The sequence below is a fragment of the Chryseobacterium vaccae genome (assembly GCF_009602705.1).
Lineage (GTDB): Bacteria > Bacteroidota > Bacteroidia > Flavobacteriales > Weeksellaceae > Chryseobacterium > Chryseobacterium vaccae.
The window spans coordinates 881,335-904,224 of sequence record NZ_VSWH01000001.1 but is presented as its reverse complement, the minus strand read 5'-3'; the positions used below and the strand labels follow the sequence as shown (position 1 = coordinate 904,224).

The window sequence follows — 22,890 nt, the reverse complement described above, 5'->3', positions numbered from 1 at the left end:
TATAACTTTACAATCTCGCCTAAAAAGGCGAGATTTTTGTATTTATTAAGAAAATACTCAAAATGATGTTTTCAAAAGTGACCTCTAATATCAAAGTTTCAGTAATTCCTGAATATGATAGTAAAAACAGTTATCCATCTGAAAACCGCTATGTCTTTAAATATACGATCACCATTGAAAATGACGGATTGTTCCCGATTAAGGTGCTTAAAAGAAAATGGCTGATCTTTGACGTAGGTTTTGGATATACCGAGATTATAGGTGACGGAGTAATCGGGCTAACCCCTGAGATCTCCGCAGGCGAAAATTTCGCTTATTTCTCCAATGTAATGCTCCGTTCCGGAGTAGGAAGTATGAGCGGAAAATACCAGGTTAAAAATATGGAAACGCAGGAAATATTCGATATTGATATTCCTAAGTTTAACCTGTTGTCGGAAGTTTTAAGCAATTAATTTTTGTACAGAATAAGTACAATATATAAATAGATATGCAGGCTGGGATTAAAGAAGATTTAAAGCTTTTTAATCTTGGCCTTCATTACATCATTCACTTCCTCATTAGTGGTCAGAAACAGCTTTTCAAAGGCCAGTAATGAGATTTTGGCGCATACCTCGGCGTCAGCACCCGCCCGGTGATGATTAAATTGAATATTATGGTATTCTGCAAGAGGCTTTAGTCCGTATTTCGGAAGATAATTCCATGATTTTTTAGCCAGCTGTATGCTGCACAGATAATTCAGCTTGGGAGTAAACATTCCGTAATGCTCAAGGCATCCCCTTAATACATTGGCATCAAAACCGGCATTGTGGGCAATCATCAGGCTTCCGTACATCATCTCTTCCGCTTCATACCAGATTTCATCAAAAGTAGGAGCATCCTTTACATCCTCGGGGTTTATCCCGTGTACATCAATGTTGAATCGGCTGAAATAAGGAAAACTTGGAGGTTTAATCAGCCACGTTTTGGTTTCCACAATTTTAGAATCCTGAACCACACAGATTCCCATCTCACAGGCTGAGCTTTTTTCATGGGTAGCTGTTTCAAAATCTATTGCGCAGAAATCCATTATGTTGATTTAGAGTTTAATGTTTTGAGTTTAAAGTGATCTGAAAATTTTTCCTCTATTTTTTTCCACCTAAAAAATGGGTGAAAATCAACCATTTCGTCTGGTAAAATTCATCTTTCTGGTTTTTCTGACGGAGCTTCCATGTTCCGGCTGCCTGCCCGTAAAACCCGAAGTGTGCCCTTACAACAGCCCAAAGATGCGGAAAGCCTTGTTTTAAGCCAAAATAGATCCCGGCGACACCGTCTAGGCAAAGCCTGAAAAAGATCAGCCAGATCAGCCTTGGAAAAGGTAAGTTTTTCAGCATCATGGAAAGATTGTTCCTGATATTGAGATACGTTTTCTGAGCACTTTGTTTATTCAGTGTTCCTCCGCCTACATGATATACTTTGGATTGTCCCGTATAAAAAATTTTTTTACCTGAGTTGATCAATCTCCAGCAGAGATCAATTTCTTCCTGATGGGCGAAAAATCGTGCATCAAAACCTTCCTGCTCCCAAAAATCTTTGGAACGTATGAAAAGACAGCAGCCGGATGCCCAGAAGATCTCCGTCTCATCATCATATTGGCCCTTATCTTCTTCCAGATCATCAAAAACGCGCCCGCGGCAGTAAGAATATCCTAAATTATCAATAAGACCACCACCAGCTCCGGCAAATTCAAAATATTTCTTATTGTTAAAAGAAAGAATTTTAGGTTGTACTGCAGCAATGGAAGCATCTTTCTCAAATACTTTCATCACCGGATCTATCCAGTTTTCAGTAACTTCTACATCGGAATTAAGGAGACAGTAGTATTCGTTCTGAACTTCTTTCAAACCTGCATTATATCCGCCTGCAAACCCATAATTCTTATCGTTCTTAATGATCTTCACCTCAGGGTAGTGAGCCTTCAGAAATGGGATAGAATCATCAGTAGAAAGATTATCGATCACATAAATGTCAGCTTCCTGAGAAAATCGGACGACATTGGGAAGAAACTGTTCAAGCCATTTTCTGCCGTTCCAGTTCAGGATGGCAACTGCTAATTTTTTGGACATCTGCAACTATATTTTTTCAGAATCAAATGTTTTGATAGAATCCTTGTATTTCCACTTTCTGTGTGACCATAGATAATTATCCGGTCTCTTATGAAGTGTATTTTCTAAAAGCTTATGGAACTTTTTTACCACTTCATGTTCAACAAATTTTTCTCCATCCGGATAAATTCTGTGATAATTGACCTGATAATACCCTCGTTTTACCTTTTTCATTTCACAGTAGATAAAAACAAGATCCATTCTGGTCGCCAGTTTATCGTAGCCGATAAAAGCAGGTGTTCTCTGGTTTAAGAAATCCAACCCGTAATTAACATGAGCAACATGAGGGGTTTGGTCTGCCACAAACATATACGCTGAACTACCGTCATTTTTAGATCTGAAGATATTCATGATCACCTCATTGGCTTCCAGCGCCTCATTCCCGAATTTATTACGGACCTTCTTCATCTGATTTTCCCAGAAATCGCTGTTTACCTTTCTATATACAGGATGAGAGTGTTTCTGGGGAATAACTTTGGCCAGCGCATTAATCCATTCCCAGTTAAAAACATGTCCTGCAAGAAGAATGATATTTTTACCTTCTGCTTTAGCTTCATGAAACAATTCCTGGTTGATATGCTGCATTCTGACTCTTGATTCCGTCTCAGAAATACTGAATGATTTAATGGTCTCAACAAGATAGTCTGAGAAATTACGATAGAATTTTTTTTTTATTTTTCTGATCTCCTCTTCAGATTTATCAGGAAAAGAATTGCGTAGATTCTGTGTAATGACCTTCTTCCTGTATCCTACAAAATAATAATTTAGGAAAAACATAACGTCCGAAAAAATATACAATACCTTAAGCGGAAGTCGGGAAATGAGGAATAATATTTTGATTAAGAAATTCATAAAACACGCAAATTTAGTGATAATAAAATTATGGTTCTATTTTTGCTTGCAATAAGTATTATTTTTTTTATTTTTATGTTATGAAAAATTTAGTAATTATTGCTTTTTTGGGATTGAGTACACTGGCTTTTTCTCAAGATGCCCAAAAGATGAAGGAAGACAGAATGCATGACAACGCTCTTCTGGTAAAGCCTGACCATGCTGAACTGGATGCGAAGAAGAAAGCAGGCGAGGAGAAAGCAAAACTTCCTAAACCCTACGATCCGAAAGCTGATGCCCAGGCTGATCTTAATAAATTAATAGCCCAGGCTAAGAAAGAAGGGAAAAATATTATCATCCAGGCGGGAGGAAACTGGTGTATCTGGTGTCTGCGCTTTAATAATTTTATACAGACCACTCCTGAACTGAAGGAAATAGTAGATAAAAAGTATCTGTATTATCACCTGAATTACTCTCCGGATAATGAGAACCCGAAGGTTTTCGCAAAATATATCAATATCAAAGAAAAGCAGGCCTATCCTTTTTTCATTGTTCTGGATAAGAATGGGAAAAAAATTCATGTACTGAAGGACAGTTCAGTTCTTGAAGAAGGAAAGGGGTACAGCCTGGAGAAAACAAAAGAGTTTTTTTATCAATGGGCTCCCAAGTCTTAAAAATATAAACCGGAATTTTTTCCGGTTTTTTTATTTACAGCAATTTCCTGATCCAACTCAATTTTTTATCAGAATACGGCGGATATTTAATATCCGGTTCGCCCCAGGTTGCTTTTTCCAGAACGGATTTTTGGTGTGAAAATGCTTCAAAACCATATTTCCCGTGATAATTTCCGATGCCGGATGCTCCGGTTCCCCCAAATGGAAGATGATCATTACTTAAATGCATCACTACATCATTGATGCAGCCACCTCCAAAAGAGAGTTTTCGTGTGAACAGTCCTTTTTCTTCTGCGTTACTGGTAAAAAGATAGGCCGCAAGCGGTTTTTCCATTTCTACAATAGTATTGAGGACTGTATTGAAATTTTTAAAGCTGATTACAGGAAGAATCGGACCAAAAATCTCTTCCTCCATGATAGAGTCTTCCCAGGTAACAGGATGCAGAATAGTAGGTTCTATATACAGTTTTTCTTCATTGAAATTTCCTCCGAAATAGACCTTCTCTGAATCAATAAGACGGATCAGTCTCTGAAAATTTCTGCTATTAATAATCCGGGTATATTGTGGTGAATCAGGTTCATATTGAAACTCCCGGATAAATTTCCTGAGCATTTCTATGAATTGCTCTTCTACAGATTCTTCTACAAGTAAATAATCCGGGGCTACACAGGTTTGTCCGGCATTCAGAAATTTTCCCCACACAATTCTTTTGGCTGCTATTTCCAGATTGGCATGTTTCGTTATGATAACAGGTGATTTTCCGCCTAATTCAAGAACAACCGGTGTCAGATGTTCAGCTGCTGCTTTGTAGATGATTTTGCCTACTTTAGTGCTTCCGGTGAAGAATATTTTGTCAAATCTGGATTTCAGTAATTCTGTAGTTTCCTCTATACCACCTTCGTACACATACAGATACTCTGAAGGAAAGTTTTCATTAATAACCTTTGCCATTGCTTTCATAGTATGGAACGCAATTTCACTGGGTTTCAGAATGCAGCAGTTTCCTGCGGCTATGGCAGCAATCATAGGAGAAAGTGAAAGCTGATAAGGATAATTCCAGGCCCCAATCACCAGAACACATCCCAAAGGATCCTGATAAATCCTGCTTTTCCCGATCTGATTGACTAGATTGGTCCTGACTTTTTTCGGTTTTGAAAGCGAGTTGAGATTTTTGAGATAATAATCAATATCATTCAGTACAAAAGAAATCTCAGTTGTTAAGGTATCAAACTTCGATTTACCAAAGTCCCTATCAATTGCTTCGTACAAAAGCCCATCATTTTTTATGATAACATCCCGCAGTTTTTCAAGATACATTTTCCTGAACGGAATGCTTTTAGTCTGCTGGGTTTTAAAAAACTCTCTTTGGCTGGATATAACGTCCTGAATCTCCATAAATCATATTTCCGGAAATACAGCAAATTTTTTGCCTAAAATATCATGTCGTATTTTTACAGGAAGGAAGAATGATGGGAGGGGAGATCTAAACAACAAAAAACCACTCCAAAAATTGAAGTGGTTTTGTATGGTGAGAAAATTCTCGTCTGATTAAGCTTCTTCAGATTTAACTTCTTCCTTCTTAGGAACAGGAGCTTCAACCGGAGCATCAGATACGATATCAAACTCATAGTTGTACTCAACATTTCTGTGAAGTCTGATAAGAGCTGAGAATTTACCAGTTCTTTTGATCGTGTTACCAGGAATCTTGATGTATTTCTTATCTACAGAAACACCAGCTTTTCCTAAAACTTCAGCTAGATCAGCATTGTTGATAGAACCGAATAGTTTATCACCAGCACCTACTTTTGCAGGAATAGTAATAGAAGTTTTCTTTAATTGCTCAACTACACCGTTTGCAGCAGCGATTAATTTAGCTTCTTCTTCTTTTCTAGCTTCAAGAGTAGCTTCTAAAGCAGCCTTGTTTTTTGGAGTAGCTAAAAGAGCAAATCCTTGAGGGATTAGGAAGTTTCTAGCATAACCTGGCTTTACGTTTACTGTATCAAACTCAAGTCCTAAGTTTTCTACGTCTTTTTTTAGGATAATTTCCATTGTTGTTGTCCTTTTTTAGATTTTAGAATGGTATCTAAAATCAAGTTAGAATTAAATTAGTATTATTCAGCAACAAAAGAAGAGGTTGCCCTCTTCCTTTATTATTTTTTGTCTTATTTTAATAAGTCAGCTACGTACGGCATTAAAGCAAGGTGTCTTGCTCTTTTGATAGCAGCAGAAACTTTTCTTTGATATTTTAGAGAAGTTCCAGTATATCTTCTTGGTAAAATTTTACCCTGCTCGTTTACAAACTGTAGTAAGAAGTCAGCATCTTTGTAATCTACGTGCTTAATTCCGAATTTTTTGAATCTACAGTATTTCTTTTCAGATTTAGTGTTGATATCAAGCGGAGTTAAGAATTTTACTTCTGATTCTCCTCCAGCTGAGGCTTGTTTAGCCATTTCATCTATTGCCATGTCTTGTCTTTTTAAAAAATTGGGTTAATAATTAAGCTTTAGCTGCTTTTACTTTAGTTCTTCTAGTTACAGCGTACTCAACAGCGTGTTTGTCAAGTTTTGTAGTTAAGTAACGAATTACTCTTTCGTCACGTTTGAAAGCTAATTCTAGATCAGCAACTACAGTACCTTCACCTTTAAACTCGATTAAAGTGTAGAATCCGTTCTTTTTTAATTGAATTGGATAAGCTAATTTTTTTAATCCCCAGTTTTCTTTAGCAACGATTTCGCAGTTCTTTTCTTTTAAAAGATCTTCAAATTTTTTCACTGCTTCCTCCACCTGTGCGTCAGATAGAACGGGAGTTAAAATGAAAACAGTTTCGTAATTGTTCATAATGTTAAATGAATTTGTTAATTATTTCGAGGTGCAAAAGTAAAAAATATATTTGTAATATGCAATACTAACCTTAATATTTGTTGAGGATTTATGATTGCTGTTTTGTATATTAGCCGGCCAAGAAATTAATGACACTATGAAAACTGAAGTTTATATTTTACCATTATTATTGATGAGTACCGTATGTTATTCTCAGGATAAGATTTTCAAAAAGAATGGAGATCAATTCGAAGCAAAAATTACAGAAGTGGGGACTGTGAATATTGCTTATAAAGAGTTGGATAATTTAACAGGTCCTGTTCGTTCTCTTGAAAAGCTGGAGATTTATAAAATAATATATAAGAACGGTAAATCTGAGATTCTTGGGAAATATGAAACAGCTGAGGAAGCTAAGGCCTTAATCATCAATAAAATTAATGAATTCGGTATTGATCGTGACGATGAAGATTTTAAAATAAATGCAGAATTTGAAGGAGATCAGATAAAAATAAATTCAATCAATAAAAAGGGTAAAGTTCTTAATGAAGGAGAGGTATGGGATTTAGGGCGAGTGGTTGATTTTCATCATATTTCAAAAAGGAAGAACAATATTTTTTTTCTGAATATTGTAACCTACAAGACTAAGAATTCTAAAACAGAGCTGGATAAGTTAGTTATTAAAATGACTGATTATGAAGCCGCTGAAGCAGTACTTGAAGCCATGAAAGATTTAAAGATAATGCTTAAGAAAAATCAGGGTTGATCCTTCTGGCTTCTGATTTCCGTTAAAAAGTTCATCTTGATCACATCATACAGTGAATGTCTGCTCACCAGAATTGAAGCAATGGAAGAAACCATTCCTGCGAGCATCAGGTGAAAAATAAGCGAATGTCTGTCTGTCATTTCCAGCACAATGATGGCAGAAGTGAAGGGAGCACGGGTAATTCCGGTAAGAAAAGCAACCATTCCGGCAAGAATAACAACATTGGTTTCATTGGGGGGTAAATGAATAGCCCCTGAAATAACAGATCCTATACTGGCTCCTGCTGTAAGTGCCGGTGCAAAAATTCCGCCTGCTCCGCCGGATGTAAAGGAAAGGGCAGGCCCCAGCATCCTCAGGATGGGAACATACCAATCTTCATGCTTATCTTTCGTGAAAAGTACCCGTTCCATGATTTCTTTTCCGGAACCCAGGATTTCCCTGTTGATAAAATAGGCGATAGAAGCGATAAACAGGGCACAGATCACTAAAAAGATCACATTGGATTTATCTGTAGTAAGTTTTCTTTTTTTCCAGTCATTCATTTTCAGCATACTCACAGAGAGTTGGCTGGCCAGGATTCCGGCTGTTCCCGCCACAAGAATGATCGGAAACATTACCATCAGAGAAACATCATTGGTCTTCGGATAGCCGAGGTATAAATAAGACCCAGCTAAAGTCTGAGCAGTTAATCCAGCTATGATGACCGCAGTAAACAAGGCGGTTTTAAAGTAGTTGATATGTGTTTTTGAGAGTTCTTCCACAGCAAACACAATTCCTCCAAGAGGCGTATTGAAGGCAGCCGCAAGACCCGCAGCAGCACCGGTCATAATCATATTTTTCTTGGAAATTTTTGGCCACCATTCCGGAAGATATTCATTGACTTTCCTGAATACCGAGCCTGCAATCTGAATAGTGGGACCTTCACGTCCTACAGCTCCGCCTCCGATAACCAGGATCACCGATGAAAGGATCTTGAAAACAATGATTTTAATGCTTAAAAGACTTCTGATCTTTTTATGTTCTTTAGGATTGGCCAGTTCCACAGCAGCCATTACCTGTGGAATACCGCTTCCTTTGGCATTGGGAGCAAACTCTTTCACCAGCCACCATGAAAGAACAAAACCAATGGGAGCAATAATGAAAATCATCCACGCGTGCCAGTCGAGAATGAAGTTTAAAAGATGTTCTCCCCACGCAAATATCTGGGCATACATCACTGCAAAAAAACCTGTAATTACCGACCCTATCCAAAAGGGAATGGCTTGAAGCAGGTTGTACTTAAGCTGTTCATTCCGGATATTGTCAAAGGATTTTTTAAGGCTCCTGCGAAGCAGAACAAAAATTTTCAGCATGTGTGCAGTTTAGAAATGACATGTGAAAAATTATGAAAAATATCCGGGATTTAAAAATGTCAAGATTAAATAATCGGCAAAAACTAAGAAACAGATGAAAAATAGGAGGGAATAAATTACATGTTCAATTTTCACTTTATATGGGTGTGAGGGTTGAAATAAGTACAATAAAAAAGCTTCCCTGGGAAGAGAAGCTTCTAATTTATCATTTAAACCAGCCTAAGAACAAGCCGTAAATAAATAAGAGGCCTGCAATTAAAGCAAAATTTGTATTTCTGAGGATCAGTTTTTTATTGCTCTGCAATACCAGAGCTTCAATAATCATAAAAATAGCCCAGATTGCGTGGAAAGCCATCATAAACAGCAGATATCCCATTACGCCCCAACCTTGTTCTTGGCTCATGGCAATTCCAAAACCAATAGTTCCGACAATAAGAACGGCAAGACGGATTAAAACATGTTTAATGACGTTTTGTTCTGGAATTTTAGGTGTGCCTGTTTCCTCCTTTTCGTCTTTAAGTTCAAAAAGTTCTTTAAGTTCGGGATCCATTATTTCTGCTTTTTATAAAGGGCAATAAAAAACGGAAGCAGACCTGCGAAGGCAATAAGGTTTAAAACACCAAACAGCCTGAACACCGGCAATGAATAGACCTCGAAAAAGCTTAGGACAATCTGAACAAAATCAATAAGAACGATCACAATCAGTGAGATAATAGCAATTAAAGTTGTATTTTTCATGTTCTTATTGATTTTGTATTGTTATTTAAATTCTATTGAATTGTAAATCTTAGATTTCAGTATTAAGATCCCAGTTTTCAAGATAATCGTGAACGTGCTTCAGCATCATTCCTCCAAGAGAGCCGTCTACTACTCTGTGATCATAAGAATGAGACATGAACATTAAGTTTCTGATTGCAATTACATCCCCGTCTGCGGTTTCAAGAACTGCAGGCTTCTTAACGATCGCACCAATGGCTAAAATAGCAACCTGAGGCTGAGGAATAATTGGAGTTCCCATTAGGTTTCCGAAGCTTCCTACGTTGGATATGGTATAAGTTGCTCCCTGCGTATCTTCTGGTCTTAATTTCTTGTTTCTAGCTCTGTAAGCTAAATCGTTAATTGCTTTTGCAAGACCTGAAAGAGAAAGCTGATCAGCATTCTTGATCACAGGAACGATAAGGTTTCCATCCGGAAGGGCAGTAGCCATACCGATATTGATGTTTTTCTTTTTGATGATATTTTCACCGCTTATGGAAACATTGATCATTGGGAAATCCTGAATAGCTTTCACTACAGCTTTCACGAAAATCGGCATGAAAGTCAGTTTTTCACCTTCACGTTTTTCGAAAAGAGATTTGTTTTTATTTCTCCATTTCACCACGTTGGTTACATCTGTTTCAATGAAAGAAGTAACGTGCGGAGCAATTTGTTTTGCTTTTACCATGTTTTCAGCGATGATCTTTCTCATTCTGTCCATTGGAATGATCTCATCACCCGCAGCCGCAGTAATCGTTGCAGCTGGTGCTGAAACAGGAGCCGGAGCAGAAACCGTCTGCTGAACCGGTGCAGCCTGTTGTGGCTGGCTTCCTCTATTGGCTACATAAGCCAGTATATCTTCTTTGGTAATTCTTCCTTCTAAACCACTTCCTTTGATGGTTTTCAGTTCTGCTTCAGAAATGTTTTCCTGCTGTGCGATAGACTTTACCAGTGGAGAAAGATAAAGGTCTCCAGAAAATTCTACGTTTGAAGCAGCTGCTTTTAATGGTTCTTCAATGGTTTTTAAAGTATTGGCATCAGGAGCTGCTGCAGGAGTTTCAGTTTTTACTTCTTCTGAAGCTGTATTTCCGCCTTCACCTTCAATTTCTAAAATAGCAATGGCTTCACCAACTTTTGCAACTTCGTCTTTTTGCTTTAAGATTTTTACAATTTTCCCCGAAACTGGTGTCGGAACGTCTGAATCTACCTTATCTGTTGCAATTTCTACTACGGAGTCATCCTCTTTTACATTATCACCTTCATTGAATAACCAAGTGATAATCGTCGCTTCCATAACCCCTTCTCCCATTGACGGAAGCAATAATTTGTATTCTGCCATTTTTAATTTTTAGATTTTGACAAATATATAAAAAAAATCGGTTTTTTTATGAAATATATAATTTTAGAAAAATTCAATATAGATATTCTCTCCTACATTCAGTCCAAATAGGCTTTTCGCGCCGTTTTTCTTGCTTCCTTTATAGATCGTAAGTTCCAACAGCTGGCTGTCATTGAAGATCGCTGCCGACTGGCCGTGAAATTCCGTTTCCCTGTCCCAGTCTGAGACCACTTCTGTGTGGCTGGAAAAGACTCTTGAAAGCGTTAAATTCCTGAATTTGATCATAAAACTTTCATGTCCTTTGCTTATGGTTTCAAAAAGATCTTTGCTGATATTCGAGATTATATTTCCGAAATTATCAATATAGGTTACCTCACCAATAATCATCTTTTCCGACTCGTTATAAACCGGTTTAGGGAAAAGAAGCTGTTTGGCAGTGTCTATTTTTCTTCCAATAACCTCTGGAAGTCCGCCGCCGGCTAAATGCACTGCTGCAGGAACGAAAACATCGGTAGAGGTGAAGTCTACTATGTCATCAAAACGGCTGTTCAGTGTAATCTCATAGATGGCTTCCGGTTTTATATCAAAAAAAATAAGACTTAAAAGCCCATTGTCTGCGGCCAGAAAATAAGAGCCGTCCGCTTTATAGAGAATGTTTTTCCTTGATCTGTTATAAAAACTGTCTACAGAAAGGATATGAATGGTTCCTTTAGGGAAATATTTATAAGCATTCCGAACAATATAAGAGGTTTGTATAAGGTTGAATGCCTGGATATCGTGGGTTATATCAATAATATTAACCTCAGGGTTTAGAGACAGAATTTTGCCTTTCACAGCAGCAACTCTGTAATCTAAGTTTCCGAAATCCGAAGTAAGGGTAATAATTGACATGGATTGTGAAGTAGAATAAATAGTGTTTCCTGCAAAGTTATTTAAAATAAAAGGAAAGCCCGAAAGATTATCGAAAAGAATTTCATATAAATTTGAAAAAAAACGTTAAATTTAAAATCTAAAAATAAAAATACTGCATGTTTGAATTAACCTATGATCTGGAAGATGTTGATGTAAAGATCTTCTATGGTGTTAATAACCAATATTTCAATTTAATAAAATCAAGCTTTCCGACCCTTAAAATTACAGGAAGAGACCATTTTATCTTTGCGATGGGGAATCAGGAAGCTTTAGACATACTTAAACAGAAGCTGAATGATATTGTTAAATTTATTTCCAAACATAATTCCATCGAACTAAAGGATGTTGAAAATATTCTGAATATCAAAGACGAAAATGAAAAACAGCTGATTTTTGACCAGGATATCATTGTAAAGGGGGTAAATGGTAAGATTATTAAGGCGAAAACAACCAATCTTAAGAAACTCGTTAAAGAAACAGAGAAGAAGGATATGGTTTTTGCCATTGGACCCGCCGGAACCGGAAAAACATACACCAGTGTAGCATTGGCTGCAAGGGCTTTGAGAGATAAAGAGGTGAAAAGAATTATCCTGACCAGACCCGCGGTAGAAGCAGGGGAGAGCCTTGGATTTTTACCGGGAGACCTTAAAGAAAAGCTGGATCCGTATTTACAGCCATTATACGATGCACTTCGGGATATGATTCCGCATGAGAAACTTGAAGGGTTTATGGAGAAAAAAGTAATTGAAGTGGCACCGCTTGCTTTCATGAGAGGAAGGACACTGGATGATGCATTTGTAATCCTTGACGAAGCCCAGAATACCACCCATGCCCAGATGAAAATGTTTCTTACGAGAATGGGGATGAATGCTAAGTTTATCATTACCGGAGATCCCAGCCAGATTGACCTTCCGAAAAACCAGCAGTCTGGATTGAAAGAGGCGATGAGAATCTTGAAAGATGTTAAGGAAATAGGCTTTGTACACCTTACCGAAGAGGACGTAGTAAGACATCCTGTGGTGAGAAAGATTATCCTGGCCTATAATGATGAAGAAAAAAGACTGAGAGATTAAATTTCCGTGATCTGAAAATTATTTTAAGAAAATAAGATAGTGCCGTGGAGTATAAACTTCCCGGCACTCTTTATATTGAAGGTCTGAAATCTTAAGCCATGAAAAGAAGAGCATATAAAATTAATATATACTGGAATTATTCTAAATATTTTAATTTGTTTCATGAATACTTGCGGATTTGGAAAAAATATCTAGTTTTGTGTCGAACTAAAAAATAATCATGAAAAAACTATTACTGATTGCAGCCATTGCAATGATAGGCGCTAAAATGAGTGCTCAGGAAACAAGATTCGGGGTAAAAGCAGGATATTCTCTTTCAACTTTAAAATTCAAAGACAACAACAAATCTGAAAGTACAGACCCTTCCCATACGTTCTATGTAGGAGGAGTGGTTGAACATAAACTGAGTGACAAGTTTGCGCTTCAGGGAGAAGTTCTCTATTCAAAACTTGGGGGTAAAATCAACAGACACGTAGAAGATCAGGACGATCCGGGAACATTTTTCGGCGTAAAATCAAAAAGAATGCTAGGAACTTTATTGGTTCCGGTTTCTGCAAAATATTTTATTACAGAGAATTTTTCAGTATCTGCAGGAGCCAGTTTCGGATTGATTCTTACAGCAGAAGAGAAAACCGTAACCGATTTTGGATTAGGAATGATTCCTGGCTTTGAAATATCAGGAAATGATAAAGTAGATGTTAAGGATCAGATGAACACATTGAATATTGCTCCTTTCCTGGGTGCAGAATATGCACTTGAAAATGGATTGTTCTTTGATGCAAGATATAATATGGGTGTTTCTAATTTAGCAAAAAACTCAGGAGATGCGAAATTAACGAACAGTTTTCTTCAGGTGGGGATGGGATTCAAATTCGGGGGAAATTAATCGCTGAAATCATATAATTATTTAACGAAAAGCAGGATAATTTTCCTGCTTTTCTTATTGTTATGGTATTCAATACATGAATTTTGCCTGAGTGATGGAAATATTTAGTAATTTTGCGACATCAATCGAAAACTATTTTAAAAATGAAAAAACTATTGTTACTAGGTGCTTTTGCGTTTTTAGGAGGCGCTGCACACGCACAGGAAGGTTTTAAACTAGGTGGTCATATCGGAGTTCCGGTAGGGGATGCCGGCGATGCTTCTTCATTTACACTAGGAGTAGATGCTGCTTATATGTGGAATATTACAAAAGGTCTTGACCTTGGAGTTACAACAGGGTATTCTCATTTCTTCGGAAAAGATCATTTTGATGATTTCGGATTTATCCCTGTAGCAGTTTCCGGAAAATATAAGTTTTCAGGAGCTCCTATCTTTGTTGGACTAGATTTAGGATACGGAATTTCTACCAAAGATGGAGTAGACGGAGGGTTCTATGCACAGCCGAAATTCGGATACCAGATGTCTAAAGGTGAACTTTACATCGGATACCAGTCTATCAGCAACAAACGTGACTATGGATGGTATACTTCCAGCTGGAACGTAGGTGCTGTAAATATTGGATATAATTTCTTCCTTAAATAAGAAAACTTAAAAACCAAATAAGAAAGACTTCGGCTCTAAAAGCCGGAGTTTTTTTATGATATTGGCTAGAAATATTAACAAAAAAGAACTTTTTAAAGAGTTGGACTGTAAATTTATGACTTCAAATCTAAACATTTGTTTAATTTTTGGCGTATAATATCTTAAAAATTAACGTTTTAAAGCTGTAATAAGTGTTAAAAATTTAAATTTTGAATGAATTTTCATGAATTGATGAATTAAAGAAAATAATTGATATTCCAGTACCATTGAAAAATTTCAGTTTTTTTATTCATAATATTGTGAAAACCTCAATGCTGCATTATTGTTATGTTTTAATTTCGGAAAATGATTAATTTTAACAATGATATTAATCAGGTTAACAAATTTTAATATTAGAGGGGCTCACTGTAAATTTGCCCTCAGAAAGTATTAAAATTTTTTAAAATGAAAAAAATATTATTAGCGGGTGCTATTGCACTTTTCGGTTTATCCAACGCTCAGATTGCTAAAGGTACTGCATATCTTTCAGGACAGGTAACTTATGCTCAGGAAGAAGATAACAACTTCGATACAAAAGTAGAAAACTTCAGAATTGTTCCTACTGCAGGATATTTCGTAGGTACAAACCTAGCTGTAGGTTTAGGAGTTGGATACAAAAGCGATAAAGGTACAAAAACTAACACTCAGACTTTTGGAAACACAACTGTAGTTACTGAAATTACTGAAACTAAGCCTGCATTCGTTGTTGCTCCATTCGTAAGAAAATACTGGACTTTAGCTGACAAACTTTACATCTTCGGTCAATTAGAAGTGCCAATGGAATTCGGTAACGTTAAGAACGAAAATTCATCTGTTGCTACTACTACAACCGGAACTGGAACAACTACTGCTACTCAGTCTTCATCTAACAAAGCTAACTACACTACAATCGGTGTTAACGTTAAGCCAGGTTTAGATTATTTCTTAAACAAAAACTGGACTATCGAAGCTACTATCGGTGAATTCGGATACAGAACTTCTAAGTTCGATGTAGATGGTGCGAAAAGTGTAAACAACTACAACTTCGGATTAAACTTATCTTCTGTAACTATCGGAGTTAAATATGTTTTTGCTAAGTAATTAACAAAACATTTATAAAATAGAAGCCCTAAAGAGTAATTTTTAGGGCTTTTTTTTATCTTTATAAATCAAATTTAAACTAATAATCATGAAAAAAATCTTATTAATCGGAGCTCTTGCTCTGTTTACGGGAATGAATGCCCAAACCAGATTTGGGGTAAAAGGCGGCTATGCACTATCCAAATTAACCGGGAATGAAAACGATATTGAACTGGATGGGATTAAAGGCAGTTTGAAATCTAAATCGGGATTTTATATCGGGGCTTTGGTTGAGCACAAGTTCAATAATGAATTTGCAATCCAGGGAGAGTTGGAATATGCCGGTTTAGGCGGCAAAGCTGAAGTGGGTATCGGAAGTATTACCGTAACAGAAAAATTCAAAATGAACAGAATTGTGATTCCTGTATCTGCCAGATATTATGCTACACCGGAGTTGGGAATTTATGCAGGACCTTATATAAGCATTAAAACAAGTACTAAAGTAAAAGTTGAGCTGGAAGGCGCTGTAGGAAATCCTTCATCAATCAATGCTGCTGAGCAGTTTCTTGAAAAACAATTTAATGACGGGCTGAAGTCTGCGGATTTCGGACTTTTCTTTGGAGCAGATTATAACATTTATAAAGGTTTATTCGTTGATGCAAGATACAGTTTTGGTCTGTCTAATATGATCAAAGATCCGGTGAACGATGAAAAAATGAAAATGAACTTCCTTCAGATCGGAGTAGGGTACAAGTTTAAATAGAGATCTTTTTTGATAAATTAAAGTCCTGAAATTTATTTCTCAGGACTTTTTTTATATTTGTATAAAACTAATATTTAAACAATAATCATGAAAAAACTACTATTAATAGATGTTATAGAGCTTTTTTGATGGTTTGACATCAAAATAACTAAAGACAGCCAGATGATCCGAATGGGTTTCAATAATATACTACAGCCCTAAAGGCGGCTATCCAGAAGGTAATTCTAAAGTAAATTAACTTACCACCAATATCAAAAATTTTAAAGTGAATGTGAATTTTTCTTCTTTTATCAAAAGCAGGGTTAAGAAATCCTGTCAATAATCAATTGTATAGAGACTTTTTACAATCGAAAGTTTGAAGGTCTTGATAAGGAAATCAGAATATATTTTTAAACAATAACTATAATAACCATGAAAAACATACAATTAGTACAGCTTGATAAATACAAAGAAAACCCGAATTACGAGCTGACTGAAGGAAACATCTACAGAGATATTGAAGAGAGTCATTATGTCTTTGCCCTGAGTTATGAACTTGAAGGAGAGGAAGATTCACAATACCCGCTGGAAGATATACTTAATCAGTTTTACCTGCATGTATCCGATTTTATTGATGAGGAGAGCTATTATGCTTCAAGAAATGTTACTCTGGAACTTGGAGGAGAATTGGAAGATGTACAAGCAGCAATAAATGGAATCATTGGTAAACGTGTGTACAATGAAGAATATGATGATGAAGAAGGTATAACAAGAGTAAAGCTGGTGATAGAGTAAAGACAATAATACTTATAAAAAATAAACGAATCCCATGAATGACAGCAACGAAAAATATATTGAACATTACAATCTGAAACAACAGGCCATTGAAAACACATTGGGCCCTTCGGCAGAAGTGATTGGCCACGCAGTAATCCCATTCAGGGTAATTGCAGGCATGACATTAGGAGCCGTGGATATGCATTATTTCCCAAATCACATAGAAGGAACCGGGTTTACCACAATGGAACTCATCACTACGGATGGAAAAGGTACAAAACCCAACCAAAAAGGAACGTATGAGCTGATCGCATTTACAAAACAGCCTTTCAACGATATCAATCAGGACCCTCCCACCGCATTCAATACCATGGAAAGACGTATGTGCGAAAACTTTACGCAGATAGCAGGTGCAGCATACGGGAGAGTATTCAATCCGTATGAGATCTGCCAGATATCCGGAAGCGATGACCAGCCAAGATATATCATTTTTGATGTGTATGAAGAATTTGATATTGAAGGTCGCAAACACCATCTGCTGCTATGCATGGAGATATTTGAAGAAGAGCTGGCTACCGTAGAAATGTTTGGACATGAGGGATTCGTCAATATGCTGAAGATGATAAAAATTTATCCATACAGCGACCTTGACAGGAATTGGGTAGGTGTTAAAAAGTAATCTGTACGGAACAAAAATAATTTGAAATGGAAAAAGAATTTATATTGTCACCTTCAAAAAAGAAATCTAAAATTGAAGGGTTTCCCAGCCTGAAAAGCTGCCTGAACGATACAAAAGGGTTCAAAAAGAAGCTGCTGCCTATTGTAAAGCTGGACGGTGGCGTAGTCAATGAAAAATGGGAAGGAATTCCATTTACTTTCATCATCCAGAATGTGGATGTAAGCCGCATGGACTTCCGTCTGGAAGATCAAAAATACCGACTGCTTGCCCCGCTTAAACTGGAAAAAATTGATGAATTTGAAGAATATGAGGATATGGGTGTGAAGCGTAAGCACCTTCAAACCTCGGTAGACAAGATAGAAGAACTTAATTATAAACAGGTAGATCATTACAGCAATGACGGACTTCTGATGCAGTCGGGCTCGTATTCGTACAGTCCACAGAAGCGTCTGGTATACAGTTATAATAAAGTTGGCGGAGCACTCATGCCGGTTACAAAAATAGTACAGTATTATAAAGGCAACGGGGAATGGCTGGATTCGGAATTGCATACCTATCATTATGATGCAGATGGATTCATTGAAGGAATTACCATACATCAGCCGGGAGGCGATATAAAGATCACTGAAAAGATCCTTTACAAAAAGACCCGCAAGGGCTTCACTGCATCAAAGGAACTGGCCTCCCACATTCTTCCTGCAATAGATAAAAACCTTGGGGTTACATACACGCGGATACCTTTTTCAGCTAAATTTGAAGAAGAAGAGGATGCATGGTACCTGGAAATTGAGGGACGTTCCATTACTTTAAAAAAGTCGGTAACCAATGCTGATTATGGCGACATGATATATCGGCATGCATTTAATCATTTCTATGATTCGTATTCCGGATTTCTCAAATATACCTGTAAAATTGAAAGACAAGATAAGATACAGGCCAAAGTCAATGAAAAGGATAGTCTGCCCGACACTATTGAATATACTTTCAGCTTTCCTGAAGAAACCAGTGATGCACCTCTGGAATACACCGTGAAAAGTAATAAGAAAGTGGTAATGCAATGGAAATGGGGCGGTAAATATACCTTTGAACATTTGGGTAATGAAATACAGGTAACTTCGGAAAATAGATATGGTACCGGGCAGTTTGTTCTTTCCGGACAATATACCCTGCAGCAGGCCATAATGATCGTACATACCGAAAGCTATCTTTGGTGTAGCAATTTTGAACAGGAAAGAGTTTTTGACTGGCCTAGAGAGCTGAAGTTTATCTATAACAAAACTGAAAATGGTATTGAGCGCATTATGCAGGAAGTAGAAATAAAAGATAACCCAACCGAAGGCACATTGCGTACAGGTGAACCGGACTGGCTGCAAAGTGACGAAACCCCACATGACCCAGACGGGCAGGAGATGGAATTTGTAGCCCAACTGGACCACGACCATATGTTCGGATCGCTGTTTTTGTTTTATTCGGAGAAGCACCAGATGGTATCTCAGGTGTTTCAGTGTACATAATGTTATATCATAAACGACCTTGAACAATATTAACCGAAATAATTTAAAATGGGAAAAGATTTCATACTGTCCACATCAGAAAAGAAGACTAAAATAGAGAGTAATCCCAGTTTGGGAAGCTGTCTGACTAGCATTAAAGGTTTCAAAAATGTATTGAAGCCTATTTTAAAGCTGGACGGCAGTATTGTTGATGAGAAGTGGGAAGGTATTCCTTTTATTTTTTTTATCCAGAATGAAGAGATGGGTCGTATGGATTTCCGGCTGGCAGGCGGTAAATATCAGCTGCTTGCTCCGCTTAACCTTAGGAAGCTTGATTGGTATTACCTTAATAAAGAGCGCGAATATCTTCAGACCTCAATAGATTACATTGAAAGCCTGAGTTACGAAAGGGTGGATAAATATAGTAATGACGGCCAGCTGATGCAGTCAGGTTCGTATTTATACAGACCCAATGAGCGTGACATCTACGGCTATGAAATTATCAACGGAATATCCATGCCTGTTACGGAGACTGTGCAATATTACCTTGGTAATAGAAGATGGATGAATCTGAAATTTTTCAGATACCATTATGATGCCGATGGCTTTTTGAAAGAAATTACCATGCACATTCCGGAATGTGATGTAAAGATCACCGAAAAGATGCTGTACAAAAAGACCAGGAAAGGCTTCACGGCCTCTAAGAAAATGGCAAAGCATCTCATTCCATTAAAGAAACTAAGCTCTTACAGCAGATATGATATGTTTTCAGCAGTTTTTAAAGAAGATAAGACTGATTGGAATATCAAAGTAAATTATTGGAACATTCACGGTATACAAGATAAAAATGTAATGGCTGATGCAGGAGAAGTAATCAAGAAATTTGCGGTTGATCATTTTCGCAGTTCATACAGCGGAATCAATTACCATAAACGGGATGGAATACATGTTGAAGTCAGTGAAAAAGAAGGTCTGCCTGATACATTTGAGTTTACCCTTAAATGTCTTGAAAAAAATGAGGTATGGAAAAGAAATTACATTGAAAAGAGTGAAAATAAAGTCATTCTGGATAGGGGCAACGGGAAATATACCTTTGAACATATTGGCGAGAAGATAAAAGTAACAAAAGAAGAATATTCTAAGACTAAACGCTTTAGTCTTTCAGGGAAGTATACTCTGCAGCAGGCTGTAATGATGCTGGAGACCCAAAGTTATTTGTGGTGGCATGACTTTGAACAGGAAAGAGCGCTTGATGGGATAATGCATCCGTACGGTAGTGAACCTGCCTTGTTGGATTTCACCAACAATAAAACTAAAAATGGTATTGAGCGCATTGTACAGGCGGTAGGGCATCATTATGAAGATGATGAAGAAGACGGTGTGCCTTTCGACAAATTGTGGATAGGCGAAGCAGCTGCCTGGGAACAGAAAGATGAGATACCGCTTGATCCCGACGGGGAGAAAATGAAATTTGTAGCCCAGTTTTACCGTTATGGATTGTGGGGAACACTCTACCTGTTTTATTCGGAAAAACACCAGATGATATCCCAGATATTTCAACCCTCACCATATTAATATTAAAATTTCGGAAAGATGGAACTTAATGAATTGTACAATCAATTGATAGCAGAAGGCTGCGTCCGTTTTTGTATTGAAGGGGTTGGTGGACAGCGTTATGATGATATGGAACGGCTGGAAATGAAGGCCGGGCAATGGCAGATCAATTATTATGAACGGGGACAGGTAGTGGAAACCCTTTTTTCAAGCCCGGATAAACAGGAGGCAATCCGTTTTTATCATGACTATGTGATGAAAATACATCATTGTCATCTGGTAGTCTTTACACGCTCATTGTCTGTATTTAATTGGTATAAAGACATATTGGAAAGTCTCGACATCAAGACAATGCAGAACGATATAAAGGAAGATCATGATTATAAATACAGGTTATTTGTAACCAACAAAGATATTTTTAAGGTAAAAGAATCATTTGATGAAATTCCTTATTTTGACGAGGACTTAAAAAAATCATAAAAAAATCCGGTTCACATCTGAACCGGATTCTATATTTTAAATAAAATTACTTATTATTTTCCGAACATTCCGCCCATTCCAGGCATATTCGGCATTTTGCTCATCATCTGCATCATCTGCTTGCCCTGAGGTCCCTGCATCATCTTCATCATTTTACCCATCTGGTCGAACTGCTTCATCAGTTGGTTCACATCTTCAATTTTTCTTCCTGCCCCTTTAGCAATTCTCTGCTTCCTCTGAGTGTTGATAATAGAAGGTCTTCTTCTTTCATCCGGAGTCATAGAGTAGATAATCGCTTCAATATGTTTGAAAGCATCATCACTGATCTCAACATCTTTAATCGCCTTTCCAACCCCGGGAATCATTCCCATAAGGTCTTTCATATTACCCATCTTCTTGATCTGGTTGATCTGCTTCAGGAAGTCATCAAAACCAAATTCATTTTTAGCGATTTTCTTGTGAAGTTTCTTAGCTTCCTCTTCATCAAACTGCTCCTGAGCTCTTTCTACTAAGGAAACAACGTCTCCCATTCCCAGAATTCTGTCTGCCATCCTTTCCGGATAAAAAAGATCCAGAGCTTCCATTTTTTCACCGGTAGAGATGAATTTAATAGGTTTTTCAACGACAGAACGAATTGTTAATGCAGCACCCCCTCTGGTATCCCCGTCTAATTTGGTAAGAACAACCCCGTCAAAGTTCAGCGCATCGTTGAATGCTTTTGCTGTGTTCACGGCATCCTGACCTGTCATGGAGTCAACAACGAAAAGCGTTTCGTTTGGTTTGATGAAGTAATGTACGGATTTGATCTCGTTCATCATCTGCTCATCAATGGCTAAACGTCCGGCAGTATCCACAATCACAACATCGTGGCCGTTTGATTTGGCAAAATTAATTGCATTTTCTGCAATTGTAGAAGGATTGGTTGCCCCTTCTTCAGTATAAACCGGTACATCAATCTGACCTCCTAATACTTTAAGCTGGTCAATCGCTGCAGGACGATAAACATCACAGGCAACCAATAACGGTTTTTTATTTCTTTTTGTTTTTAAATAATTGGCAAGTTTTCCAGAGAAAGTCGTCTTACCTGAACCCTGAAGACCTGCAATAAGAATTACAGAAGGCTTTCCTGAAAGATTAATTCCTTCCTGAGAACCACCCATTAGATCTACCAATTCATCGTGAACGATTTTTGTCATCAGCTGTCCCGGAGTAAGGGAAGTAAGAACATTCTGTCCTAAAGCCTTATCCTGAACTCTTTTCGTAAGATCTTTGGCAACTTTATAGTTAACGTCGGCATCTACCAGCGCTCTGCGGATTTCTTTTACGGTTTCCGCTACGTTGATTTCAGTAATTTTTCCTCTTCCGGAAATATTGTGTAATGCCTTGTCTAATTTATCCTGTAAACTATTAAACATATTTATTGTAAATTATAGGTTTGCAAAAATAAGGAATTTTTAAGAAATGCAGGTATAATACGCTTAATATTATAAGGATTTTGAATAGGGAATGGAAGATAGAGGCGGGAAGAGGGAAGTAGTGAAGGCTATTAAATATAATTGTTGGTCTTTTTAATAAAGAATTTTTTCTTTGAAACTGAAATTCTTGGAAACATTAAGAAAAATAAGATCTTTGGAAAAATATCGGATCAACCTTATAGGTTTCCAAAACCCATAAGGTTTAATCTGGCTGTAAAATCTGCTGAATCTGCGAGAGAAAAACATCAACAGATATCTGTGTAATTAAAATCTTTTATTGTAGTCTGTAGAATGTATTCAATAGAGGTGGACTTTAGTCCGCCTAAATAATAAAAGCAATCCATTGGCTTTAGCCAAAACATATACAGCCAATCTGCTAATCCACAGTAAATAAAAATTCGGT

At 37.2% G+C, this 22,890-nt stretch carries 26 protein-coding genes; 13 read left to right on the top strand and 13 right to left on the bottom strand.

Features of this window, described 5'->3' with window-relative positions; genetic code table 11:
* Window positions 1-62 precede the first annotated feature (62 nt).
* The gene (gene apaG, locus FW768_RS04155) at window positions 63-452 is read left to right on the top strand and encodes a Co2+/Mg2+ efflux protein ApaG (protein WP_153392778.1); all 390 of its coding nucleotides are present in this window, start codon (window positions 63-65) and stop codon (window positions 450-452) included.
* A gap of 59 nt (window positions 453-511) precedes the next feature.
* Here the strand turns inward: apaG and FW768_RS04150 are convergent, their stop codons facing one another.
* Genes FW768_RS04150 through FW768_RS04140 form a run of 3 tightly spaced genes read right to left on the bottom strand, consistent with a single transcriptional unit; the run spans window position 512 to window position 2,993 of the window.
* Window positions 512-1,066 (bottom strand): 3'-5' exonuclease, encoded by a 555-nt coding sequence (locus FW768_RS04150; protein ID WP_153392775.1) that lies wholly within the window; start codon window positions 1,064-1,066, stop codon window positions 512-514.
* Between the two features lie 55 nt (window positions 1,067-1,121).
* Window positions 1,122-2,102 (bottom strand): glycosyltransferase family 2 protein, encoded by a 981-nt coding sequence (locus tag FW768_RS04145; RefSeq protein ID WP_153392772.1) that lies wholly within the window; start codon window positions 2,100-2,102, stop codon window positions 1,122-1,124.
* A 6-nt stretch (window positions 2,103-2,108) separates the two neighbouring features.
* Complete coding sequence (locus FW768_RS04140) at window positions 2,109-2,993, bottom strand: lysophospholipid acyltransferase family protein (protein WP_153392769.1); 885 nt, start codon at window positions 2,991-2,993, stop codon at window positions 2,109-2,111.
* 80 nt (window positions 2,994-3,073) lie between these two features.
* Here FW768_RS04140 and FW768_RS04135 point away from each other — a divergent pair, with 80 nt between their 5' ends.
* Window positions 3,074-3,646, top strand: coding sequence for a thioredoxin family protein (locus tag FW768_RS04135; protein WP_153392767.1), 573 nt, complete (start codon window positions 3,074-3,076; stop codon window positions 3,644-3,646).
* Window positions 3,647-3,680: 34 nt separating this feature from the next.
* Here FW768_RS04135 and FW768_RS04130 read toward each other — a convergent pair whose 3' ends face one another.
* The 4 genes from FW768_RS04130 to rpsF form a co-directional block, all read right to left on the bottom strand.
* Window positions 3,681-5,042 carry an aldehyde dehydrogenase gene (locus FW768_RS04130; protein WP_153392764.1) on the bottom strand — a complete coding sequence of 454 codons (1,362 nt, stop codon included), beginning with the start codon at window positions 5,040-5,042 and terminating at the stop codon, window positions 3,681-3,683.
* Window positions 5,043-5,195: 153 nt separating this feature from the next.
* Complete coding sequence (gene rplI, locus FW768_RS04125) at window positions 5,196-5,696, bottom strand: 50S ribosomal protein L9 (RefSeq protein WP_153392761.1); 501 nt, start codon at window positions 5,694-5,696, stop codon at window positions 5,196-5,198.
* Window positions 5,697-5,809: 113 nt separating this feature from the next.
* A complete protein-coding gene (gene rpsR, locus FW768_RS04120; protein WP_007844708.1) occupies window positions 5,810-6,112 on the bottom strand; it encodes a 30S ribosomal protein S18 in 303 nt (100 codons plus the stop codon).
* Window positions 6,113-6,143: 31 nt separating this feature from the next.
* Window positions 6,144-6,485: a 30S ribosomal protein S6 gene (gene rpsF, locus FW768_RS04115; RefSeq protein ID WP_153392759.1), complete on the bottom strand. Its 342-nt coding sequence runs from the start codon at window positions 6,483-6,485 to the stop codon at window positions 6,144-6,146.
* Window positions 6,486-6,624: 139 nt separating this feature from the next.
* Between rpsF and FW768_RS04110 the strand changes: the two genes are divergently transcribed.
* Complete coding sequence (locus FW768_RS04110) at window positions 6,625-7,230, top strand: hypothetical protein (protein ID WP_153392756.1); 606 nt, start codon at window positions 6,625-6,627, stop codon at window positions 7,228-7,230.
* Here FW768_RS04110 and FW768_RS04105 read toward each other — a convergent pair.
* From FW768_RS04105 to FW768_RS04085, 5 genes are all read right to left on the bottom strand, one after another.
* Window positions 7,221-8,582: a chloride channel protein gene (locus FW768_RS04105; protein WP_153392753.1), complete on the bottom strand. Its 1,362-nt coding sequence runs from the start codon at window positions 8,580-8,582 to the stop codon at window positions 7,221-7,223. The genes FW768_RS04110 and FW768_RS04105 overlap by 10 nt on opposite strands.
* 205 nt (window positions 8,583-8,787) lie before the next feature.
* The gene (locus FW768_RS04100) at window positions 8,788-9,132 is read right to left on the bottom strand and encodes a hypothetical protein (RefSeq protein WP_153392750.1); all 345 of its coding nucleotides are present in this window, start codon (window positions 9,130-9,132) and stop codon (window positions 8,788-8,790) included.
* Window positions 9,132-9,320 (bottom strand): hypothetical protein, encoded by a 189-nt coding sequence (locus FW768_RS04095; protein ID WP_153392747.1) that lies wholly within the window; start codon window positions 9,318-9,320, stop codon window positions 9,132-9,134. Before FW768_RS04095 ends, FW768_RS04100 begins: the two co-directional genes overlap by 1 nt.
* A 49-nt stretch (window positions 9,321-9,369) precedes the next feature.
* Window positions 9,370-10,677 carry a dihydrolipoamide acetyltransferase family protein gene (locus FW768_RS04090; protein WP_153392744.1) on the bottom strand — a complete coding sequence of 436 codons (1,308 nt, stop codon included), beginning with the start codon at window positions 10,675-10,677 and terminating at the stop codon, window positions 9,370-9,372.
* Window positions 10,678-10,740: 63 nt separating this feature from the next.
* Entirely contained in the window at window positions 10,741-11,568 is an 828-nt protein-coding gene (locus FW768_RS04085) for an SAM hydrolase/SAM-dependent halogenase family protein (RefSeq protein WP_153392741.1), read from the bottom strand.
* Between the two features lie 137 nt (window positions 11,569-11,705).
* On the opposite strand from FW768_RS04085, the gene FW768_RS04080 reads away from it, so the two are divergent.
* The 10 genes from FW768_RS04080 to FW768_RS04035 all read left to right on the top strand — a co-directional run bounded on the left by FW768_RS04080 (window position 11,706) and on the right by FW768_RS04035 (window position 21,012).
* On the top strand, window positions 11,706-12,662 hold the full coding sequence (locus FW768_RS04080) for a PhoH family protein (protein ID WP_153392738.1): 957 nt from the start codon (window positions 11,706-11,708) through the stop codon (window positions 12,660-12,662).
* A 220-nt stretch (window positions 12,663-12,882) separates the two neighbouring features.
* On the top strand, window positions 12,883-13,548 hold the full coding sequence (locus FW768_RS04075; RefSeq protein ID WP_153392735.1) for a porin family protein: 666 nt from the start codon (window positions 12,883-12,885) through the stop codon (window positions 13,546-13,548).
* Window positions 13,549-13,691: 143 nt separating this feature from the next.
* Window positions 13,692-14,189 (top strand): hypothetical protein, encoded by a 498-nt coding sequence (locus FW768_RS04070; protein WP_153392732.1) that lies wholly within the window; start codon window positions 13,692-13,694, stop codon window positions 14,187-14,189.
* A 444-nt stretch (window positions 14,190-14,633) separates the two neighbouring features.
* Complete coding sequence (locus FW768_RS04065; RefSeq protein ID WP_153392729.1) at window positions 14,634-15,308, top strand: outer membrane beta-barrel protein; 675 nt, start codon at window positions 14,634-14,636, stop codon at window positions 15,306-15,308.
* Window positions 15,309-15,396: 88 nt separating this feature from the next.
* The gene (locus FW768_RS04060; RefSeq protein WP_153392726.1) at window positions 15,397-16,050 is read left to right on the top strand and encodes a porin family protein; all 654 of its coding nucleotides are present in this window, start codon (window positions 15,397-15,399) and stop codon (window positions 16,048-16,050) included.
* Window positions 16,051-16,461: 411 nt separating this feature from the next.
* Window positions 16,462-16,824: a hypothetical protein gene (locus FW768_RS04055; RefSeq protein ID WP_153392724.1), complete on the top strand. Its 363-nt coding sequence runs from the start codon at window positions 16,462-16,464 to the stop codon at window positions 16,822-16,824.
* Between the two features lie 34 nt (window positions 16,825-16,858).
* The gene (locus FW768_RS04050) at window positions 16,859-17,485 is read left to right on the top strand and encodes a hypothetical protein (protein WP_153392721.1); all 627 of its coding nucleotides are present in this window, start codon (window positions 16,859-16,861) and stop codon (window positions 17,483-17,485) included.
* A 26-nt stretch (window positions 17,486-17,511) separates the two neighbouring features.
* Entirely contained in the window at window positions 17,512-18,999 is a 1,488-nt protein-coding gene (locus FW768_RS04045; RefSeq protein ID WP_153392718.1) for a hypothetical protein, read from the top strand.
* A gap of 48 nt (window positions 19,000-19,047) precedes the next feature.
* A complete protein-coding gene (locus tag FW768_RS04040; protein WP_153392715.1) occupies window positions 19,048-20,553 on the top strand; it encodes a hypothetical protein in 1,506 nt (501 codons plus the stop codon).
* Window positions 20,554-20,571: 18 nt separating this feature from the next.
* Window positions 20,572-21,012, top strand: a complete 441-nt coding sequence (locus FW768_RS04035; protein WP_153392712.1) for a hypothetical protein — start codon at window positions 20,572-20,574, stop codon at window positions 21,010-21,012.
* A 53-nt stretch (window positions 21,013-21,065) separates the two neighbouring features.
* Here the strand turns inward: FW768_RS04035 and ffh are convergent, their stop codons facing one another.
* Window positions 21,066-22,427 carry a signal recognition particle protein gene (gene ffh, locus FW768_RS04030; protein WP_062700049.1) on the bottom strand — a complete coding sequence of 454 codons (1,362 nt, stop codon included), beginning with the start codon at window positions 22,425-22,427 and terminating at the stop codon, window positions 21,066-21,068.
* Window positions 22,428-22,890: the final 463 nt, after the last annotated feature.

Bases quoted from the DNA above. Each gene is read 5' to 3' on its own strand.
- apaG (WP_153392778.1), top strand. From the start codon at position 63: ATGATGTTTTCAAAAGTGACCTCTAATATCAAAGTTTCAGTAATTCCT.
- FW768_RS04150 (WP_153392775.1), bottom strand. From the start codon at position 1,066: ATGGATTTCTGCGCAATAGATTTTGAAACAGCTACCCATGAAAAAAGC.
- FW768_RS04145 (WP_153392772.1), bottom strand. From the start codon at position 2,102: ATGTCCAAAAAATTAGCAGTTGCCATCCTGAACTGGAACGGCAGAAAA.
- FW768_RS04140 (WP_153392769.1), bottom strand. From the start codon at position 2,993: ATGAATTTCTTAATCAAAATATTATTCCTCATTTCCCGACTTCCGCTT.
- FW768_RS04135 (WP_153392767.1), top strand. From the start codon at position 3,074: ATGAAAAATTTAGTAATTATTGCTTTTTTGGGATTGAGTACACTGGCT.
- FW768_RS04130 (WP_153392764.1), bottom strand. From the start codon at position 5,042: ATGGAGATTCAGGACGTTATATCCAGCCAAAGAGAGTTTTTTAAAACC.
- rplI (WP_153392761.1), bottom strand. From the start codon at position 5,696: ATGGAAATTATCCTAAAAAAAGACGTAGAAAACTTAGGACTTGAGTTT.
- rpsR (WP_007844708.1), bottom strand. From the start codon at position 6,112: ATGGCAATAGATGAAATGGCTAAACAAGCCTCAGCTGGAGGAGAATCA.
- rpsF (WP_153392759.1), bottom strand. From the start codon at position 6,485: ATGAACAATTACGAAACTGTTTTCATTTTAACTCCCGTTCTATCTGAC.
- FW768_RS04110 (WP_153392756.1), top strand. From the start codon at position 6,625: ATGAAAACTGAAGTTTATATTTTACCATTATTATTGATGAGTACCGTA.
- FW768_RS04105 (WP_153392753.1), bottom strand. From the start codon at position 8,582: ATGCTGAAAATTTTTGTTCTGCTTCGCAGGAGCCTTAAAAAATCCTTT.
- FW768_RS04100 (WP_153392750.1), bottom strand. From the start codon at position 9,132: ATGGATCCCGAACTTAAAGAACTTTTTGAACTTAAAGACGAAAAGGAG.
- FW768_RS04095 (WP_153392747.1), bottom strand. From the start codon at position 9,320: ATGAAAAATACAACTTTAATTGCTATTATCTCACTGATTGTGATCGTT.
- FW768_RS04090 (WP_153392744.1), bottom strand. From the start codon at position 10,677: ATGGCAGAATACAAATTATTGCTTCCGTCAATGGGAGAAGGGGTTATG.
- FW768_RS04085 (WP_153392741.1), bottom strand. From the start codon at position 11,568: ATGTCAATTATTACCCTTACTTCGGATTTCGGAAACTTAGATTACAGA.
- FW768_RS04080 (WP_153392738.1), top strand. From the start codon at position 11,706: ATGTTTGAATTAACCTATGATCTGGAAGATGTTGATGTAAAGATCTTC.
- FW768_RS04075 (WP_153392735.1), top strand. From the start codon at position 12,883: ATGAAAAAACTATTACTGATTGCAGCCATTGCAATGATAGGCGCTAAA.
- FW768_RS04070 (WP_153392732.1), top strand. From the start codon at position 13,692: ATGAAAAAACTATTGTTACTAGGTGCTTTTGCGTTTTTAGGAGGCGCT.
- FW768_RS04065 (WP_153392729.1), top strand. From the start codon at position 14,634: ATGAAAAAAATATTATTAGCGGGTGCTATTGCACTTTTCGGTTTATCC.
- FW768_RS04060 (WP_153392726.1), top strand. From the start codon at position 15,397: ATGAAAAAAATCTTATTAATCGGAGCTCTTGCTCTGTTTACGGGAATG.
- FW768_RS04055 (WP_153392724.1), top strand. From the start codon at position 16,462: ATGAAAAACATACAATTAGTACAGCTTGATAAATACAAAGAAAACCCG.
- FW768_RS04050 (WP_153392721.1), top strand. From the start codon at position 16,859: ATGAATGACAGCAACGAAAAATATATTGAACATTACAATCTGAAACAA.
- FW768_RS04045 (WP_153392718.1), top strand. From the start codon at position 17,512: ATGGAAAAAGAATTTATATTGTCACCTTCAAAAAAGAAATCTAAAATT.
- FW768_RS04040 (WP_153392715.1), top strand. From the start codon at position 19,048: ATGGGAAAAGATTTCATACTGTCCACATCAGAAAAGAAGACTAAAATA.
- FW768_RS04035 (WP_153392712.1), top strand. From the start codon at position 20,572: ATGGAACTTAATGAATTGTACAATCAATTGATAGCAGAAGGCTGCGTC.
- ffh (WP_062700049.1), bottom strand. From the start codon at position 22,427: ATGTTTAATAGTTTACAGGATAAATTAGACAAGGCATTACACAATATT.